General features: G+C 71.9%; 13 protein-coding genes. 7 read left to right on the forward strand and 6 right to left on the reverse strand.

Features of this window, described 5'->3' with window-relative positions:
- The first annotated feature begins 1 nt into the window (after position 1).
- Both HD596_RS09140 and HD596_RS09145 read left to right on the forward strand, forming a co-directional pair.
- Complete coding sequence (locus tag HD596_RS09140) at positions 2-508, forward strand: GNAT family N-acetyltransferase (RefSeq protein WP_185068843.1); 507 nt, start codon at positions 2-4, stop codon at positions 506-508.
- Between the two features lie 68 nt (positions 509-576).
- Positions 577-1,776, forward strand: coding sequence for an FAD-dependent monooxygenase (locus tag HD596_RS09145; protein ID WP_185068844.1), 1,200 nt, complete (start codon positions 577-579; stop codon positions 1,774-1,776).
- A gap of 50 nt (positions 1,777-1,826) precedes the next feature.
- Here the strand turns inward: HD596_RS09145 and cydB are convergent, their stop codons facing one another.
- From cydB to HD596_RS61505, 4 genes are read right to left on the reverse strand one after another with little or no spacing between them, the layout of a single operon-like run.
- A complete protein-coding gene (cydB, locus tag HD596_RS09150; protein WP_185068845.1) occupies positions 1,827-2,810 on the reverse strand; it encodes a cytochrome d ubiquinol oxidase subunit II in 984 nt (327 codons plus the stop codon).
- A 15-nt stretch (positions 2,811-2,825) separates the two neighbouring features.
- Positions 2,826-4,202: a cytochrome ubiquinol oxidase subunit I gene (locus tag HD596_RS09155; RefSeq protein WP_185068846.1), complete on the reverse strand. Its 1,377-nt coding sequence runs from the start codon at positions 4,200-4,202 to the stop codon at positions 2,826-2,828.
- Between the two features lie 35 nt (positions 4,203-4,237).
- A complete protein-coding gene (locus HD596_RS61495; RefSeq protein WP_185068847.1) occupies positions 4,238-5,335 on the reverse strand; it encodes a Gfo/Idh/MocA family protein in 1,098 nt (365 codons plus the stop codon).
- The gene (locus HD596_RS61505) at positions 5,320-6,024 is read right to left on the reverse strand and encodes a ThuA domain-containing protein (RefSeq protein WP_185068848.1); all 705 of its coding nucleotides are present in this window, start codon (positions 6,022-6,024) and stop codon (positions 5,320-5,322) included. Before HD596_RS61505 ends, HD596_RS61495 begins: the two co-directional genes overlap by 16 nt.
- 197 nt (positions 6,025-6,221) lie before the next feature.
- On the opposite strand from HD596_RS61505, the gene HD596_RS09170 reads away from it, so the two are divergent.
- Positions 6,222-7,184: a hypothetical protein gene (locus tag HD596_RS09170; RefSeq protein WP_185068849.1), complete on the forward strand. Its 963-nt coding sequence runs from the start codon at positions 6,222-6,224 to the stop codon at positions 7,182-7,184.
- Between the two features lie 85 nt (positions 7,185-7,269).
- On the opposite strand, the gene asnB is transcribed toward HD596_RS09170, so the two are convergent.
- Positions 7,270-9,114 (reverse strand): asparagine synthase (glutamine-hydrolyzing), encoded by a 1,845-nt coding sequence (gene asnB / locus HD596_RS09175; RefSeq protein WP_185068850.1) that lies wholly within the window; start codon positions 9,112-9,114, stop codon positions 7,270-7,272.
- Between the two features lie 142 nt (positions 9,115-9,256).
- Here asnB and HD596_RS09180 point away from each other — a divergent pair, with 142 nt between their 5' ends.
- Positions 9,257-9,724, forward strand: a complete 468-nt coding sequence (locus HD596_RS09180; RefSeq protein ID WP_185068851.1) for a PPOX class F420-dependent oxidoreductase — start codon at positions 9,257-9,259, stop codon at positions 9,722-9,724.
- 16 nt (positions 9,725-9,740) lie between these two features.
- On the opposite strand, the gene HD596_RS09185 is transcribed toward HD596_RS09180, so the two are convergent.
- The gene (locus tag HD596_RS09185) at positions 9,741-11,147 is read right to left on the reverse strand and encodes an MFS transporter (protein WP_185078370.1); all 1,407 of its coding nucleotides are present in this window, start codon (positions 11,145-11,147) and stop codon (positions 9,741-9,743) included.
- A gap of 59 nt (positions 11,148-11,206) precedes the next feature.
- Here HD596_RS09185 and HD596_RS09190 point away from each other — a divergent pair, with 59 nt between their 5' ends.
- From HD596_RS09190 to HD596_RS09200, 3 genes are all read left to right on the forward strand, one after another.
- Positions 11,207-11,851 (forward strand): TetR/AcrR family transcriptional regulator, encoded by a 645-nt coding sequence (locus HD596_RS09190; protein WP_185068852.1) that lies wholly within the window; start codon positions 11,207-11,209, stop codon positions 11,849-11,851.
- A gap of 124 nt (positions 11,852-11,975) precedes the next feature.
- Positions 11,976-12,773, forward strand: a complete 798-nt coding sequence (locus tag HD596_RS09195; protein ID WP_185068853.1) for a hypothetical protein — start codon at positions 11,976-11,978, stop codon at positions 12,771-12,773.
- Between the two features lie 87 nt (positions 12,774-12,860).
- Positions 12,861-17,144: a cation-translocating P-type ATPase gene (locus HD596_RS09200; protein WP_185068854.1), complete on the forward strand. Its 4,284-nt coding sequence runs from the start codon at positions 12,861-12,863 to the stop codon at positions 17,142-17,144.
- Positions 17,145-17,149 lie beyond the last annotated feature (5 nt).

Raw genomic sequence — 17,149 nt, forward strand, 5'->3', positions numbered from 1 at the left:
CATGAACGGTGCATTCAACGTGTTCCCAGCCACACGCGACGATGGGGACGCGGTGGGCGAGATCCACGCCGAGTCCTGGAAGGCGGCCTATGCCGGGTTCTTCCCTACGGAGTTCTTCGACGCGGCGGTGAGCCACCGGCGTGGCAAGTGGCACGGCGTGCTCGCCGAGGGCAAGGACACCATCCTGCTGGCCACGCTGGACGGGCGACCGCTGGGGTTCTCCTACTTCGGCACCTCGCCGGCGCACCCCGGCTCGGCGGAGATCTTCGGCTTCTACGGCCACCCCGACGGCTGGGGCACCGGCATCGCGGGCGCCCTGATGGCCGCGTCCCTGGACAGGATCCGCGAGGAGGGCTTCGGGCGGATCCACCTGTGGACGCTGCGTGACACGCCCCAGTCCCGGCGCTTCTACGCCAAGAGCGGGTTCACGGAGTCCGGCGCGGTCCGCGGCCACGACTTCGGCGACGGCAACCCGATCGAGCAGATCGAGTACGAGCTGATCCTCTGAGGTGTCCCGCTCCCCGTCTGTTACACTTAGTGAGCAATAGGTTACCTTGTGTAAATTCGGGGGCTGTTGTGAAGGTCGCCTGCGTCGGTGGCGGACCCGCCAATCTGTACTTCTCCATCCTGATGAAGCGGGTGGACCCGTCCCACGACATCACCGTCTATGAGCGAAACCCGGCCGGATCGACGTACGGCTGGGGCGTGACCTACTGGGACGAGCTGCTCGGCTACCTCCTCGCCGCCGACCCCGAGTCCGCGAGCGCCATCCGTGCGAACTCGGTCCACTGGGACAGCTGGGTCGCGCACATCCGCGACCGCGCGACGGTGACGGTGGACCACGGGGACGAGGGCTTCGGCATCGGCCGGCACCTGCTGCTCGACATCCTCGTCGAACGGGCCCGCGCGCTCGGCGTACGCGTCGAGTTCGAGCGCGAGATCACCGGCGAGCACGAGCTGCCCGAGGCCGAGCTCATCGTCGCCGGCGACGGCGTCAAGAGCACGCTGCGCCAGCGCCACGCCGACCACTTCGGCCCCGAGTTCGCGGTCGGGGACAACTACTACACCTGGCTCGGCACCACCCAGATCTTCAAGGCCTTCACCTTCGCGTTCGCCGAGACGCCGCACGGCTGGATCTGGTGCTACGGCTACGGATTCAGCCGGACGCACAGCACCTGCGTCGTCGAGTGCTCCCCGGCGACCTGGCGAGGGCTCGGGCTCCACGAGGCCAACGAGGCCGACAGCCTGGCCCTCCTGGAGAAGCTCTTCTCCGAGATCCTGGACGGGCACCCGCTGATCGGCCGGGCGCACCCCGACGGCAGCTCGCACTGGCTGAAGTTCCGCACCCTGACCTGCCGCACGTGGCACCGCGACAACGTCGTCCTGATCGGGGACGCCGCGCACACCACGCACTACTCCGTCGGCGCGGGCACCGCCCTCGCGCTCGGGGACGCCGCCGGCCTGGTCAACGCGCTGCACGAGGAGACGACGCTGCCGGCCGCCCTGGCCCGCTATGAGCGCGACCGCCGAGCCGCGATCCTCGGCACCCAGAAGGCGGCCCGCCGCAGCGCCCAGTGGTACGAGAGCCTGCCGCGCTACATCGACCTGTCGCCGCGGCAGATGTTCACGCTGCTCGGCCACCGGCACTCGCCGCTGCTCCCGTACGTGCCGCCGAGGCTGTTCTATGTGATCAGCCAGGTGGTCGAGTCGGTGCCCGGGCTCGTGTCCTGGCTGGGCTCGAAGGTCACGCGCACCCCGGACGCGCCCGCGAAGTGATCGCGGGGCTCTGGTCAGGCGAGCAGCGACCGCCGGCAGGTGGACGCACGTCAGCCGGCGCTGATCCGGTGGCGGAAGACCCAGTACGTCCAGCCCTGGTAGAGCAGCACCAGCGGCAGGAAGATCACCGCGACCCAGGTCATGACGACGAGCGTCTTCGGGGTCGCGGCCGCGTTGCCGACGGTCAGGCTGTAGGCGGGGTCGACGGTCGAGGGCAGGACGTTCGGATAGAGGACCGCGAACAGGCTGATCACGGCCAAGCCGATGGCGACCGCCGACAGCAGGAACGCCCAGCCCTGGCGCCCCTTGCCCACGGCGGGCAGCGAGCAGGCGAGGGCGAGGACGGCCAGGGCCGCCAGGACGACCGTGGCGAGGCTCCCGCCCTGGAGCTGCGTCCAGGCCAGGAAGGCCACCGCGAGCACCACCGCGACGACGCCCGCTCGCACCGCCACCGCGACCGCGCGCCGGCTGATCTCCCCGGTGCTCTTCAGCGCCAGGAACATGGCCCCGTGCGTGGCGAACAGCGCCAGCGTCGTCAGCCCGCCGAACAGCGCGTACGGGTTGAGCAGGTCCGCCACCGTGCCCACGTACTCGTGGCGGGAGTCGAGCCGCACGCCCCGCACGATGTTCGCGAAGGCGACGCCCCACAACAGCGCGGGCACGAACGAGCCCACCGCGAGGCCCGTGTCCCACCGCCGCCGCCAGGTCGGGGAGTCGCGCTTGCCGCGGTACTCGAAGGCCACCCCGCGCACGATCAGCGTCACCAGGATCACCAGCAGCGGCAGGTAGAACGTGCTGAACAGCGAGGCGTACCACTCGGGAAAGGCGGCGAACGTGGCCGCCGCCGCGGTGATCAGCCACACCTCGTTGCCGTCCCAGACGGGTTCGATCGTCTCGATCATCGCCCGGCGTTCCGCGTCGTTCCCGGCGACGACGGGCAGCAGCAGGCCGACGCCGAAGTCGAACCCCTCCAGGACGAAATAGCCGAGCCAGAGCACGGCGATCGCCACGAACCAGACGTCGGTGAGCTCCATGCCGCGATCTCTCCACTAGTAGGCGGGCGACGGCTCGCCTGGCTCGGTGCCGGTGCTGTCGCCGGACGGCGGGGCCATCCGGCCGTACTTGATCATGAGGCCCGCCTCCACCACGGCCAGCACGCCGTACAGGAGGGTGAAGACGATCAGCGAGGTGAGCACGGTGCCCACGCCGACGCTGGGCGAGACGCCCTGAACGGTCTTCATCTGGCTGAAGACGACCCACGGCTGCCTGGCCGTCTCGGTGAAGATCCAGCCGAAGCTGTGCGCGAGGAAGGGCAGCACGACGGACCACACGGCGGCCCGCCAGATCCAGCCCTTGCCGCGTACGCGTCCGCCGCGGGTCAGCCAGAGCAGGACGAGCGCCACCAGCCCCGCCAGCATGCCGAAGCCGATCATCAGCCGGAAGGACCAGTAGGCCAGCGGGATGTAGGGACGGTAGTCCCCCGGTCCGAACCTGCGCTGGTACTCCCTCTGGACGTCGTTGACGCCGTGCACCTTGCCGTCGAACGAGCCGGTGGCCAGCTGTGACAGCAGGCCCGGGACCTCCAGCGCGAAGATCGGCCGCGTGCCGTCGAGCGTCCCGATGGTGAACAGGGAGAACGGCGCCGGCTGCCGGGTGTCGTAGAGCGCCTCGGCGGCGGCCATCTTCATCGGCTGCGTCTGCGTCATGATCTTGCCGAGGACGTCGCCGGAGACGAGGGTGCCGGCGGCGCCCACCAGCACCGCGACCGCGCCGAGCCGGAGGGACGGGCCGAAGACGTCGGCGTCCCGCTTCCTGGCCAGGTGCCAGGCGGAGACGGCCATGAGGATCACGCCGCCGGACAGCCAGCAGCCCAGGACGGTGTGCGGGAAGGTGGCCAGCAGGACCTTGTTGGTCAGCACGGCCCCGAAGTCGGCCAGCTCCGCCCGCCGGCCGACGGTGACGCCCACCGGCCACTGCATGAACGAGTTGGCGGCCAGGATGAAGTAGGCGGACACCATGCTGCCGATCGCGACCGTCCAGATGCACGCGAGGTGCACCAGCTTGGGCAGCCGGTCCCAGCCGAACATCCACAGCGCCAGGAACGTCGACTCCAGGAAGAACGCCAGCAACGCCTCCAGCGCGAGCGGGGCGCCGAAGACGTCACCGACGAACCTGGAGTAGGAGCTCCAGTTCATCCCGAACTGGAACTCCTGCACGATCCCCGTCACCACGCCCATGGCGAAGTTGATCAGGAAGAGCGTGCCCCAGAACTTGGTGGCGCGCAGGTAGGCCGGGTTGCCGGTGCGTACCCAGGCCGTGTTCAGGACCGCCACCAGCACCGACAGCCCGATCGTGACCGGCACGAACAGGAAGTGGTACACCGTGGTGATCCCGAACTGCCAGCGCGCGAGATCCACGGTGTCCATGCTCCAACGGTAAGTGCCCGATCGGGCACCCTTGGTTACGACACGCTCGGATGGAGAGCCACGGGACGAGGCCGTTCGCAGGTGCTCGTGACGGTCACCGCCGTGCCCGAGCCCGCCGCGGCCAGCAGCGACTCCATGACGTCGAGCACGTGGAAGGCCAGCGAGCCCCCCGCGCGGAGCTGCTGGCCCACGTTCTGGTCCACCGGGGTCGCCGCGAAGTCGAGCAGCCCCACCCCGCGCCCGGCCCCCACGTAGCCGGCCGACTCGGGAAGCTCGCGCCAGCCGTCCGGGCCAGAGATCAGGACCGGGCCGTCGAAGCGGTTCGGGTCGGGTACGACGAGCGAGCCCTTCTCCCCGTGCACCTCGATGTTGGGCGCCTTGGTCGCCACCCCGTCGAAGCTCATCACCAGCGTGGACAGCGCTCCCGAGGCGTGCACGAGCACCCCGGTGACGTGGGTGTCGACCAGGACCGGGATCTCCTCCCCCTGGCGGGGGCCCGAGCCGATGGTGCGCTTGGGACGCGTACGGCTGGCCGCGCCGATGACGCTGGCCACCGGCCCGAGCAGCGTCACCAGGCTGCTGATGTAGTACGGCCCCATGTCCAGGAGCGGGCCGCCGCCGGGGACGTAGTAGAAGTCGGGGTTCGGATGCCAGCGTTCGTGGCCGGGCGTCATCATCGTCGCGGTCGCCGCGATCGGACTGCCGATCAGGCCGTCGTCGATCGCGTTGCGCGCGGTCTGCGTACCCGTGCCCAGCACCGTGTCGGGCGCGCACCCCACGCGCACGCGAGCGGCGGCGGCCGCCTCCAGCACGCGGGCGGCGTCCGCGGCCGTCGCGGCGAGGGGCTTCTCGCAGTAGACGTCCTTGCCGGCCGCGATGGCCTGCAGCGCCACCTCGGCGTGGGCGGCGGGAACGGTGAGGTTGAGCACGACGTCCACGCGCGGGTCCGCCATCAGCTCCGCCACGCTCAGCACGTCGACCCCCGCGTACGGACGCACCGCCTCCCGGGCCCGGTCGAGGTCCAGATCGGCCACGGCCACCAGCCGCAGCTGCGGCAACCGGTCGATGGTCTGGAAGTACTGGGCCGAGATCGCCCCGCACCCCACGACGCCGACGTTCACCGGCTGGCCCACAACATTCCCCTTTCGATGATGGTGCGCACGCTGTCGTCCTGCAGGACGTCGAGGCTGTGCCCGGGGGTGGTGACGAAGATCTTCCCGTTCCCCCACCGGCGGGTCCAGATCGCCGGCGAGGTGACCTCCCGGTGCCAGGGATCCCACGGACGGACCTGCTGCGTCGTCGTCGCCAGCACGTCGATGTAGTCGTCGGTCAGGACCCAGTACTGCTCGGTGACGAGGTCGAAGTCGGCGATGCCCTCGGTGATGGGGTGCGTGGCCGCCTCGGGCAGCATGTTGACGGTGTACGGCACGAAGTTGTCGGCCTGCGAGCCTTCCCGCTCGGCCGGGTCCTTGCCGGGATGGCAGGCGAACTGCCCGCCGATGAGATGCAGGTAGTCGGAGGAGTTGCGGTAGGAGTCGGCGATGCCGCCGTGCCAGCCGGCCATCCCGGTGCCCGCGCGGATCGCGGCCTCCAGCCCGCTCAGCTCCTCCCTCTCGATCGTGCCCATCGTGTAGCACTGCACGATGAGGTCGATGCCGGACATGAACTCGGAGTCCGCGTACGGCGCCGGAGACTCCGCCCGATGCACCTCGAACCCCTGCTTCTCGAGGAAGGGCACGAAGAGCTCGGTGGCCTCGACCGGGGCGTGCCCTTCCCAGCCACCGCGCACCACCAGAGCCTTCCTGCCGTGTTCGTCTGTCATGCTCCCGCCTATCGCTTAAGGGACAAACGACTCTGATAGTCGCATTTCATGCCTAACTATCTGAAGGGGTGTCCACCATCTGGCGCATGAAGGCAACGGATGTGGGCAGCGCTGTGCGGGCGGATCCCCCGACGCCGGCTTACACGTGGCTTAGTCCGTCGGGGTTGTAATCGGACGAACCCGATGTGGAGGACAAGGTGCCACCAACTGACCAACCACACGAGGAACTGTCATTCGAACCGGACCGTCCGCGCAGGCGCGTCCCCCGACCGCTGATCGTCGCCGCCGCCGTCGTGCTGGCGACGACGGGCGGGGTCGGAGCCGCCTCGGCGGCGTCGGGAACGACGCCGACGGGCACGCCGACCCCCACGCCGACGATCAGCGAGACACCCACGGAGACACCGACCGAAACACCAACCGAAACGCCGACCGACCCGCCGGCCGAAACACCTACGGATACGCCCACCACGGCCCCTCCGGACATAGCGCCGATCAACCCGTGGGGGTTCGTCGGAACCATGCACGGCGAGTTCGCGGTGGCGACGAAGGACGGCTGCGGCACCGTGACCCTGTTCGCCCAGACCGGGCAGGCGACCGCCGTCGCGGAGGACTCGATCACCGTGCGCAGCCAGGACGGCTTCGAGCGCACGTACGCGATCGACGACAACACGCACACCATCGCCGGACGGCGCGGCAACAGCGCGGTCAAGCAGGACGACTGGGTGTCGGTGACCGCGATCGGCGCCGACCAGACGTCCACGCCCACGCCCACGCCCACAGCCACGGCCACGCTTCCGTCCACGCCCACAGCTACAGCCACGACCACAGCTACAGCCACGACCACGGCCACAGCCACGGCCACGGCCACGGCCACGGCTGCCACCGTCTACGACCTGTCGCGGCCCATCAAGCGGATCTGGTCGTACAAGGGCTGGAAGCAGGCATGGCAGTGGTGGCAGGGCCCGCCCGCGTGGCAGACCCCGACCGCGTGCCCGACCCCGACCGAAACCCCGACCGAAACCCCGACCGAGACCCCGACCGACACTCCGACCGACACTCCGACCGACACTCCGACGGAAACGCCCACCGAGACCCCGACCCCCGATCCGTCGTCATCGGTCTCGGAGACCCCGACCCCGACGCCCACGCCGACCTCGTGATCGGCAGGTAGCGCCGTCCTCGTCCCGAGCGGCTCCCCTCTCACTCGGGAATCGAACGGCGTGCCGCCCCGCGTCCGGCCGGCGGTCAGAGAGCGAGATGGACCCGGTACTCCCTGAGCCACGCGTCGAGCTGCAGCAGCCGCTCCAGCGAGGCGCGGGCCGCGAGGGAGCTGGAGTCGCCCACAGGGCGGTCGATGAGCGCACGCGCCTTGCCCAGGTCGAGCAACTGGGCACAGGGCGTGTCGCGCTCGACCAGGGCGCGGGCCTCCTCGCGCAGGGCCTGCTCGTAGGCGGGGTCCTGGGTGGCCGGGTAGGGGCTCTTGACGCGCTGGAGCACGGACTCCGGCAGCAGGTCGGCGGCGGCCGCGCGCAGCAGGCTCTTCTCCCGCCCGTCGAAGGTCTTCATCGCCCAGGGGGCGTTGAAGACGTACTCCACCAGCCGGTGGTCGCAGAACGGCACCCGGACCTCCAGCCCGACGGCCATGCTCATCCGGTCCTTGCGGTCGAGCAGGATCTGCACGAACCGGGTGAGGTGCAGGTAGCTGATCTGGCGCATGCGCCGCTCGTGCCCCTCCTCGCCGGGCAGCTCGGGCACCTCGGCGATGGCCTGGCGGTAGCCGGCGTCCTGGTAGCCGGAGACGTCGAGCGTGCGCTCCAGGTCCTCCTTGAACAGCTGCTCCACCCCCAGGCGGTCGGTGAGGCCGCCGATGAACCACGGGAAGGTGTCGGCCGCCACCGCCGCCGGGTCGTGGAACCACCGGTAGCCGCCGAACACCTCGTCGGCCGACTCCCCGGACAGCGCCACCGTGGAGCGCCCCCTGATCGCCTCGAACAGCAGGTAGAGCGAGCTGTCCATGTCGCCGATGCCGATCGGCAGGTCGCGGGCGCGCAGCACGGCGGCCCGCACGGCCGGGTTCATCAGCTCCCGCGAGTCGAGCACGATGTCGGTGTGCTCGGCGTCGACGTGCCGGGCCACCTCATGGACGTACGGCGCGTCGGGCGTCGAACGGGTCTGATCGGGCTTGAAGTGCTCGGTGTAGCCGGCGAAGTCCACCGCGAACGAGCGGACCCTCCCCAGGTCCTGCTCCGCCAGGCCCCTGGCGGCGAGCGCGGTGATCGTGCTGGAGTCGAGCCCGCCCGACAGCAGCGCGCACAGCGGCACGTCGCTGATGAGCTGGCGGTGGACGATGTCCTCCAGCAGGCCGCGCACCGTCTTGACCGTGGAGTCGACGTTGTCCCGGTGCTCGTGGGACTCCAGCTGCCAGTAGCGGCGCTTGCGGCACCCGTCGCGGTTCACCCGGACGAGCTGGCCGGGGCGCACCTCGTACATGCCCTTGAAGATCCCGTGCTCCGGCGTCTTGACGTACGCCACCAGCTCGCGCAGCCCGTCGGCGTCGAGCACCGGGTGGGCGAGCGGGTTGGCGAGGATCGCCTTGGGCTCGGAGCCGAACAGCACGCCGTGGGCGGTCGGGTAGTAGTACAGCGGCTTGATCCCCATGCGGTCGCGGACCAGCAGCAGCTCCTCGCGCTCGGCGTCCCAGATGGCGAAGGCGTACATGCCGTTGAGGCGGGCGGCCAGGTCCTCACCCCACTCGACGTAGGCGCGCAGGACGACCTCGGTGTCGCTCTGGGTGCGGAAGCGGTGCCCGCGGGCGGCCAGCTCCGCGCGCAGCTCGCGGTAGTTGTAGACCTCGCCGCTGTAGGTGAGGACGGCCGGCTCCAGCCCGTCCCCGTCGGCGACCATGGGCTGCCGGCCGCCGGGGAGGTCGATGATGGCCAGCCTGCGGTGGCCGATGGCGGCGTGCGGCGCCATCCAGAGCCCTTGGTCGTCGGGGCCGCGGCAGGCCATCGTGTCCGTCATGGCCTGCGCGGTGGCCCTCTCGCCCAGCAGGTCCCGCTCGAAGTCAACCCACCCGCAGATGCCACACATGCCCGACTCCTCCCGATTTCCCCGACGCCCCCCTGATGCCCCGACCTGGGGGGTTATCACGCCGGGGCGCGCCTCCCGCCCGGCAGCCGCCGCTCCGGATGAAAGGATCGAAGCGTTTTCGTATGACCGAAAGGCACATGAGATGGCTCCGAACATCGCCACCGCCCGCCACGTCGACCTGCCCGAGCTGCTCGAGTTCCTGCGCCCCAGGCACCACGGCCTGCTCTCGACCACCCGCAAGGACGGCCGCCCGCAGCTCTCACCCGTCAGCTGCGGGGTCGACGCGGACGGCCGGATCGTGGTCTCCACCTATCCCGACCGGGTCAAGGCCCGCAACGCCCGCCGCGACCAGCGGGTGTCCATCTGCGTGCTGTCCGACGACTGGAACGGCCCGTACGTCCAGGTCGACGGGCACGCCGAGGTGCTGGACATGCCCGAGGCCCTCGAAGCCCTGGTCGAGTACTACCGGTGCATCGCCGGCGAGCACCCCGACTGGGACGAGTACCGGGCCGCCATGCGGCGCCAGGACAAGTCGCTGATCCGCATCCACATCGACCGCTGGGGGCCCATCGCGACCGGTGGCTTCCCCGCCCGCCTGCTGTCGGAGTGACGCCTTTCGCCGCCGGTCAGCCCTTCCGGGCGGGCAGCAGGTACACCAGCACCGCCGCCACGGTCGCGACGGCGAAGGTGAACACCGACGACATCCCCAGGCCGTGGGCCGCCGCGGCGGCCCGGCCTGCGGTGGCGGGATCGAAGGCGTGGAAGAACACGACTCCGATGAGCGCGACGCCGAGCGCGTTGCCGACCTGCTGGGCGGTGGACAGCACGCCGGAGGCCATGCCCGCGTCGGCGGGGTCCGTCCGGGCCAGCACCGCGTTGAGCGACGGCGTGATGAGCAGCCCTCCCCCGACGCTCTGCAGCATGAGCGTCGGGATGACGGCCGCCGGCGTGAACGGCAGGCCGCCGAGCAGCACGGCCGCGGTGAGCGCGTACCCGATGGCCAGCACGACGGCCCCGGACTCCAGGACGCGGCGGCCGTACCGGGGCACGAGCCGGCTCGCGACCATGCTGAAGACGAAGAAGGTGAGGGCGGCCGGGGCATAGACCAGCCCCGCCCCGAGGGCCGGCAGGCCCAGCCCGTCCTGCAGGGAGATCGACAGCACGAGGTAGTACGACGAGAGCAGCGCGTAGATCGTCGCCACGAGGGGAATGCCGACGGCGAACGGCCGCGCGCGGAACAGCGAGATCCGCACCAGCGGATCGGCGGTCCTGCGCTCGACGAGGACGAACAGGGCGAAGGCGGGGACGGCCGCGGCCAGGCAGGCCCAGGTCCACCAGGGCCATCCCGCCTGCCGGCCCTGGATGAGCGGGAAGGCCAGGAGGAACAGCGCGACGCTGAGCACGACGACCCCCGGCAGGTCGAGCCGGCGCGCCAGCGGCGCCCGTGACTCCGGCAGGAGCCTGGCCGCGAGCAGGATCGCGACCAGCCCGATGGGGACGTTGATCCAGAACACGGGGCGCCAGCCGGAGCCCAGCAGGTCGGCGCCGATCAGCAGGCCGCCGACGAGCTGCCCGCCGACCGTGGCGAGCCCCATGACGGCGCCGAGCACCCCGTACGCGCGGTGCCTGCCCTGCTCCGGGACCAGCACGGTGATGACCGCGTAGACCTGCGGGAGCATCAGCGCGGCGCCCAGGCCCTGCAGGAGACGGGCCGCGATGAGGGCGAGCGCGGCCGGGGCGAGCGCGCACGCGACGGACGCCAGCGTGAAGAGGGCCATGCCGGCGACGAAGGTGCGCTTGCGGCCGTACAGGTCACCGAGGCGGCCGCCGGTGACGAGGAACACCGCGTAGGTGAGCTGGTAGCCGACCAGGATCCACTGCAGCTCGCCGCCGGAGGCGCCCAGGTCGGCCTGGATCGCGGGTCCCGCGACGATGACGATGTACGAGTCCAGAAGCGCCATGAACGCGCCGACCAGCACGATCGACACTGCGCTCCACGGCGTGGCGGCCTCGGTGCGAGGCGTTGTTGTCATAGTCACGAACAAAACGTACGATCGTTCGTACTTATTGGCAAGTGACATGATGAGGGCTCATGAGCGAGCTAGAGCGACCCGCCCCGGCGACGGCCGGGATCTCCGACCAGCGCCTGCTGCGCGGCGCGCGGGCCAGGCAGACGATCACGCGCCACGCCGTGGACGTCGCGTCGCTGGAAGGGCTCAACGGGCTCAGCATCGGCCGGCTGGCCACCGACCTCGGGATCAGCAAGAGCGGGGTCGCGACGCTCTTCGGGACGAAGGAGAAGCTGCAGCTCGCCACCGTCGCCTCGGCGCGCGAGGCGTTCCGCGAGGCCGTCATCCGGCCCGTTTCGGACGTGCCGCACGGCGTGGCCCGGCTGCGCGCGCTCACCGAGCGCTGGATCTCCTACGCCGAGACGCCCCTGTTCGCGGGCGGCTGCTTCTGGGCGGCGAACCTGCCCGACTTCGACAGCCGGCCAGGGCCGGTGCGCGACGCGCTCGTGGGCCACCACCGCGACTGGCTCGCGCTCATCGCCGGCGAGCTGCGCGGCGCCGCGGACGCCGGCGAGATCGCCGACCTGGACGCCGAGCTCGCCGCCTTCCAGATCGACGCGGTGCTCATGGCGGCGAACACCGCGCTGCGCCTCGGCGACCACGAGGCCGTGGGCAAGGTCCGCCGCGTCGTCGAGGCGTTCGCGGGCACACGATCGCCCTCGTCCTGACCTGGGCTTTGCCAAAGGAACGGATAAGGGACAGCAAAAATCCCCAAATCTCTCCCGCCCGGAATATAGAGCCCACGCCGTGGATAGGGACATATAAGGAATTAGCGTCCTGCTAGGAGGGATCATGGCCGTCACCCAGCCGCGAGGGCGCACGACCGCCGGACACGACGGGAATGGCGCCAAGCGGTTCAGCCTGGACCTGCCGATGCTCGGCATCCAGGTCCGGCAGCCCGAAATGCGGATGCCACACATAGAAATGCCAAACATCGAGATGCCGCGCATGCAGATGCCGAACATCCCGATGCCACGGATCAGCAGGCAGGAGCTGGGCCACTACGTCGACGTCGCCCGGACGTTCCTCCCTCCGCCCGAACGCATGGCCTATTACGGAGCCCTCGGCGCGCTCGCCGCGGTAGGGGTGCTCGAATGGCCCGTCGCGGCCGCCATCGGCGCCGGGACGATGCTCGCGCGGCGAGGACTGCCGCGGACCGCGTTCGGCCAGCCACGCGCGACCACCACGCCGGCCAGGGAGCCCGCGGCGCGGGAGACCACGACCCCGAGCAGGCGGACCACGGCCGGGACGACCAAGCGGGCCACGGCCGCCACCCGGCGCGGCACGGCCGGGACCACGACCACCGGCACGACCACCGGCAGGCGCAGGGCCGCCACGACCGGCGCCGCCAAGAGCACGACCGAAGGCACCGCCGCCAAGAGCACGACCGGAGGCGCCGCCGCCAAGCCGTCGACCAGCGGCACGACCAGAGGCGCCGCCCGAGGCACCAGCAGGGGCACCAGCAGAGGCACGGCCGCCAAGTCGTCCGCGACGACCGGCCGCACCACCGGCAGGAGCACCGGCACCACGAGAAGCACCACGAGAAGCACCACGAGCAAGCCGGCCGAGACCTCCGGCACCACCACTTAGACCACCTCGACTTCGAGGTCGACAAGCAGGCGAAAGAGCACCGCACCGAGCAGGTGACCACGACGCCGTAGACGGACGGGAGACGACATGGCGTTGTTCGGCCTGCTCAACGCTGGCACGCTGCTGAAGATGTTCCCGGAGCCGGTGCGGAGCGTCCTCCCGCGCTCCCGCCGGGTGCAGCCGTGCCCGGGCGGAGCTCGTATCGAGCTGCGCAACATCGGCGGCCCGCGCACCGAGCGGCTCGCCCGCGAGCTGGAGGACCGCCTCAGAGCGGTGGGAGTGCCGCGCGCCGAGGTGAACGGGGCGCTCGGCTGCGTCTTCGTGGCCTGCGACGTCACGACGGACGACATGGACAAGCTCGTGGCCGTCGTGGAGGAGTTCGACGAGGACGGGGACGGCGCTCCGGCCCCCGCCCAGGACGGCGCGGAGCAGCGCGACCGCTCCGTGGTCAGCCTCGGTCTGCACCTGGCCGGCACCGGGCTCGCCCTGGCCGGCCGGCTGGCCGGCGTCCCGCGGCTGTCCACGGCCGTGCCCGGCTTCCTCACGCTGGCCGAGCACACCCCGCTGGTACGCAGGGAGCTGGAGGAGCGCATCGGCAAGCCCGGCGCGGACGCGCTGGTCGCGGTGACCCGGGTCGTCTCCCACACGCTGGCCATGCGGCCCATGTCCCTGCTGATCGACTCGGTCGCCGCGGCCGGCCGGTACATCGACTCGCGTGCCGGGCTCAAGGCGTGGGAACAGCGCGAGGAGCAGTTCGCGGCCGTGACGGGGGCGTACCGCCACATCAGGGCCGCCACGCCGCCGCGGCCGGGCCGGCTCCCCCGCGGGCCCGTGGAGCGGTACGCCGACGCCGCCAGCGCGTTGTCGCTGGCGGGGCTCGGCCTGACCACGGTGCTCAGCAGCGACCGCGAGCGGGGCCTGTCCGTGCTGATCGCCGGCATCCCCAAGGCCGCGAACCTCGGCAGGGAGGCCTTCGCCAGCGCCGTCGCCCGCGGCCTCGCCGGGCGCGACACGATCGTGCTCAACCGCCACGTCCTCGTCCACATGGATCGCATCGACACCGTGGTCCTCGACGCCGCCCTGCTCACCACGGGCGCGTGGACGATCGACGACGTCACCCCGCTCGTTCCCGACGTGGACAGCGACGATCTGTACACCCGGCTCTACGCGTTGATCGACCTCGCCGACCCTTCCGCCCGGCGCGAGCGCGACGGGTGGAGCGCCGAACCCCATGAGGCGCAGGACGGCACCGCCGTCATGGTCAAACGCGACGGGACGCCGATCGCCGTGGTCCGCCTGGTCCCCGAGCTGCATCCGCTCGCCGAGGCCCTGGTCGCGGCGGCGCGGGACACCTGCGAGGTGGTCCTGGCCGGCGGGGAACCCGCCCTGGCCGAGCGGCTGCGCGTGGACCGCGTGGTCCAGAACGGGCAGCGGCTGGGCGCGTCGGTGCGGGCGCTGCAGTCGGAGGGCCACGCCGTGGCGGTGGTCTCGCAGCGGGGGCGCAGCGGGCTGCGCCAGGCCGACCTGGGCATCGGGGTGATCGAGGGGGCCCGGCGGGTCCCGTGGGACGCCGACGTGATCGGCGGGTTCGAAGGCGTGCACCTGCTGCTGCAGTGCCTGCCGTCGGCCAGGAAGGCGAGCGTCCGCGGAGTGCTCGTGGCGGCCGCCGGCTCGGTCGTCGGCACCGGCCTGGCGCTCATCGGCCCGGCCTCGACCGCCGTCGGGCGCGCCAACCTGGCCCGCGACTGCACGGCGCTGGCCGCCCTCGCGGTCGGCGAGTGGGCGGGGCGCAGCGCCGGGAGCAGGCCCGCGCCGATCCTCGCCGACCACACGCCCTGGCATGCCATGGCGGCCCGCGACGTCCTGGCCCGGCTCGCCAGCTCGTCCGACGGGCTGAGCGAGGCCGAGGCCGCGCACCGCAGGACGGGCCTGGCGCGGCCCGCGGCGGCCGGCCCCGAATCCCTGCTCAGCGCGACCCTGCACGAGCTGGCCAACCCGCTGAGCCCGGTCCTGGCCGCGGGCGCGGGCGTGTCGGCCGGGCTCGGCTCCGCGCTGGACGCGGTGCTCATCTGCGGCGTGATGGTGGTGGACGCCGTGCTCGGCGGGGCGCAGCGGCGCAACGTCGCGCGGGCGCTGCACCGCCTCACCGAGACCACGGCCATCCAGGTACGGATCCGCCGTCCCACGGGCTCCGTGGCGGGCTTCGCCGACGACCTGGTGCCCGGGGACGTGATCGAGCTGCGGGCCGGCGACGCCGTACCGGCCGACGCGCGGCTCATCCAGGCGGCCGGGCTGGAGATCGACGAGTCCACGCTCACCGGCGAGTCGCAGCTCGTCACCAAGACGGACACGCCGACCGCGGCGCCCGCCGTCGCGGACCGCACCTCGATGGTCTACGAGGGCACGACCGTGGCGGCGGGCCACGGGTTCGCCGTGGTCGTGGCCACCGGGGCGGCCACCGAGGCGGGCCGGACGGCCAGGCTCGCCCAGGAGGGCCCGCCGCCGAGCGGGGTCGAGCTGCGCCTGCGCACGCTGAGCCGCCGGATCCTCCCGGCGGCTCTCGGTTCCGGCCTGCTCCTGATGGTCGTCGAGCTCGTACGCGGCTCGCCCCTGTCGCAGGCGCTCGCCCCGGCGGTGAGCATGATGGTGGCGGCGGTCCCCGAGGGGCTGCCGTTCGTCGCCACCGCGGCCGAGCTGGCCTCGGCCAAGCGGCTGTCGGCCCACAACACGCTGGTGCGCAACCCGTCCACGATCGAGGCGCTGGGCCGCGTGGACGTGCTCTGCTTCGACAAGACGGGAACGCTCACCGAAGGCCACATCAGCCTGCGGCGGGTGTCGGACGGCCGGGCCGAGCAGTCGGTGGAGGAGGCCACGCCGCAGCTGCGGGCCATCGTGGGCGCGGCGCTGCGGGCGGGGCCCAGGTTCGAGGGCGGGCGGGCCATCCCGCACCCCACGGACCGCGCGATCGTGGAGGGCGCCGGCAAGCTCGGCGTCACCCCGAGGTACGGGCTGCGTACCTGGCACCGCGTGGACGAGCTGCCCTTCGAGCCGGCCCGCGGCTACCACGCCGTACTGGGCCGGTCGGAGGCGGGACAGCTGCTGAGCGTCAAGGGCGCCCCCGAGATCGTGCTCACCAGCTCCACGAGCATCACCATCGACGGGGAGCGCGTGCCGCTGGACGACCGGATGAGGCGGCAGCTCGAGGAAGAGGTGGACCGGCTCGCCCTGCGGGGCTACCGCGTGCTCGCCGTCGCCGAGCGGCCCGCCTCCAGCCGCGCCGACCTCGACGAGTCGCGCATCGAGAACCTGTGCTTCCTCGGGTTCCTGGGCCTGGCCGACCCGGTGCGCCCGACGGCGAAGCGCAGCGTGGAGGACCTGGCGCGGGCCGGCGTGCGGGTCGCCATGCTCACCGGCGACCACCCCAGCACGGCGGAGGCCATCGCCGCGGAGATCGGCGCCCTGAACGGGCTGCGCGTGATGACCGGCCCGGAGCTGGAGCAGCTCGACGACGACGCGCTGGCCGAGGCGCTGCCGAAGGTGGCGGTGTTCGCCCGGGTCACGCCCGAGCACAAGGCCCGGATCGTCACCTGCTGGCGCAAGGCCGGCAAGGTCGTGGCCGTGACCGGCGACGGCGCCAACGACGTGCCCGCGATCCGGCTCGCCGACGTGGGCGTCGCCCTGGGGTCGCGCGCCGCGCCGGCCACCAGGGCCGCCGCGGACATCGTCGTGGTGGACGACCGCATCGAGACGATCATCGACGCGATCGTGGAGGGCCGGGCGATGTGGACCTCCGTGCGCGACGCCCTGGGCATCCTGCTCGGCGGCAACGTCGGGGAGATCGCCTTCACCCTAGGCTCCAGCCTGCTCACCGGGCGCAGCGCCCTCAACGCCCGCCAGCTCCTGCTGGTCAACCTGCTCACCGACATGCTGCCCGCGATGGCGGTGGCCATCAGGCCGCCGAGCGCCGGCAGCCCGGACAAGCTGCTGGCCGAGGGCCCGGAGGCGTCGCTGGGCGCCGCGCTGACCAGGGACATCTATCTGCGCGCCGTCACCACGGCCGTGGCGGCGGGCGCGGCCTGGGTGCTGGCCCGGATGACCGGGACCCGGCGCCGGGCCGATACGGTGGGGCTCATCGGCCTCGTGGCGGCGCAGTTGCTGCAGACCCTGGCGCTGGGCGGCGGGGATCGCACGGTGGTGCTCGCCTCGGTGTCGTCCTTGGCGGCGCTGGGAGTGATCGTCTCGGTGCCCGGTCTCAGCCAGCTCTTCGGCTGCCAGCCGGTGGGGCCGCTGGCGTGGGGGATCGCGCTCGGGTGCGCCGGGGCCACGACCTGGCTGGGGGCCATGATCGAACGGTCGGCCACCCAGGGATAGTCACC

This window comes from Nonomuraea jabiensis (genome assembly GCF_014204795.1).
Lineage (GTDB): Bacteria > Actinomycetota > Actinomycetes > Streptosporangiales > Streptosporangiaceae > Nonomuraea > Nonomuraea jabiensis.

Coding starts and splice junctions, on each gene's coding strand:
- HD596_RS61505 (WP_185068848.1), bottom strand. CDS start 6,024: ATGACAGACGAACACGGCAGGAAGGCTCTGGTGGTGCGCGGTGGCTGG.
- HD596_RS09155 (WP_185068846.1), bottom strand. CDS start 4,202: ATGGACACCGTGGATCTCGCGCGCTGGCAGTTCGGGATCACCACGGTG.
- HD596_RS09180 (WP_185068851.1), top strand. CDS start 9,257: ATGGCTCCGAACATCGCCACCGCCCGCCACGTCGACCTGCCCGAGCTG.
- asnB (WP_185068850.1), bottom strand. CDS start 9,114: ATGTGTGGCATCTGCGGGTGGGTTGACTTCGAGCGGGACCTGCTGGGC.
- cydB (WP_185068845.1), bottom strand. CDS start 2,810: ATGGAGCTCACCGACGTCTGGTTCGTGGCGATCGCCGTGCTCTGGCTC.
- HD596_RS09195 (WP_185068853.1), top strand. CDS start 11,976: ATGGCCGTCACCCAGCCGCGAGGGCGCACGACCGCCGGACACGACGGG.
- HD596_RS09200 (WP_185068854.1), top strand. CDS start 12,861: ATGGCGTTGTTCGGCCTGCTCAACGCTGGCACGCTGCTGAAGATGTTC.
- HD596_RS09140 (WP_185068843.1), top strand. CDS start 2: ATGAACGGTGCATTCAACGTGTTCCCAGCCACACGCGACGATGGGGAC.
- HD596_RS09185 (WP_185078370.1), bottom strand. CDS start 11,147: ATGACAACAACGCCTCGCACCGAGGCCGCCACGCCGTGGAGCGCAGTG.
- HD596_RS09190 (WP_185068852.1), top strand. CDS start 11,207: ATGAGCGAGCTAGAGCGACCCGCCCCGGCGACGGCCGGGATCTCCGAC.